The sequence below is a fragment of the Nocardia sp. NPDC056000 genome, assembly GCF_042269265.1.
Taxonomy (GTDB): domain Bacteria; phylum Actinomycetota; class Actinomycetes; order Mycobacteriales; family Mycobacteriaceae; genus Nocardia.
On record NZ_JBHJXS010000043.1, the window covers coordinates 1 to 1025 of the forward strand.

The following is a 1025-nucleotide window of genomic DNA, read 5'->3' on the forward strand; positions in this document are numbered from 1 at the left end:
GTCTAAATCCTGCTCAATTTCGGCTTTCAACCGTTCCGCTTCTATCACATTCAGCTTCTGGATTTCGTTGTACCACGCATTGATTTTCATTCCCACAGAAGAAGATGGTATGGTTTCCAATGAGCCTCATTCCTTCCTTCCCAACAAAAACCCTTTTTATGTTAAAGATTAACATAAAGATGCCCGCCAATAATCGCAGAAAATCTCTTAGAAAAAATGTTGCGTGACGCCGCAAACAAAAAAAACGCTCCTGCCAAAAAGCAAGAGCGCTAAAACAAAACATGTGAGCAGCTAAAATTATACAACTTTATTCAGCGATCAAAAAGCCTCGGAATTAGCTCTCTATATCCGCCCCGATCTCCTTCGCAAATTCAATCATTTTTTTCCGCCTGCTCTCAAACACCTCATCCAGTCTATCAAAACGCTCATTCATATTTTTTTCAAACTCACTCAGTTCCCTCTTCAACGCCACAGTCTCTGCTTTGATACCCGATCGCGTATCTCCCAAATCCTCTTTTATCTCATCCAAACCCTCTTTAATCATCTGGCCCAAATCCTCTAGTGCCTTCAGTACCTTTTCCTCTTCTGTCTTCACTTACTTCCACCTTTCCAAAAACCGAACGACCAGGAACCAGGTTAGGGATCCAAATCGACAAAAAGACGAACGACTAAAATCGCCGGCAGCTGCCTTTACCTCCCGATTCCCGAACATCGGCCCCGCTTTTTATTCCACGGTTCGATTGACAACGAGCCTCCGCACCCTCAAACTCCCAAAGGCAACCCCGCAGGGCGAAAACCGCCCTCCGGGGCCACCTCCGGCAGTTTGCATGAGAGTGCCTCTCATTGTAAATCGACTTTCGCGGCATAAACGCTTGTTTTCTCCCTGCAGCAGCCAGTCCTCCTCAAGACCTTGCCAGTTCGAGCGCTTTTTGTATGTATTCCTCTTCTGTAATTTCTCCATGAAACCGCCTTTTCAAAAGCTCTTCCTCTTCTTTTGTAAGCACTAAGCCTTCAAAATCAAGGGT

General features: G+C 45.4%; 1 protein-coding gene and 1 pseudogene. Both read right to left on the reverse strand.

All coding sequences use genetic code 11. The annotated features are described in order from the left end of the window. Positions 1–120 (reverse strand): annotated as a pseudogene (locus tag ACFC4D_RS46445) (hypothetical protein); the annotation flags it as partial. Between the two features lie 214 nt (positions 121–334). Beyond that, a complete protein-coding gene (locus ACFC4D_RS46450; protein ID WP_046129924.1) occupies positions 335–595 on the reverse strand; it encodes a hypothetical protein in 261 nt (86 codons plus the stop codon). Positions 596–1025 lie beyond the last annotated feature (430 nt).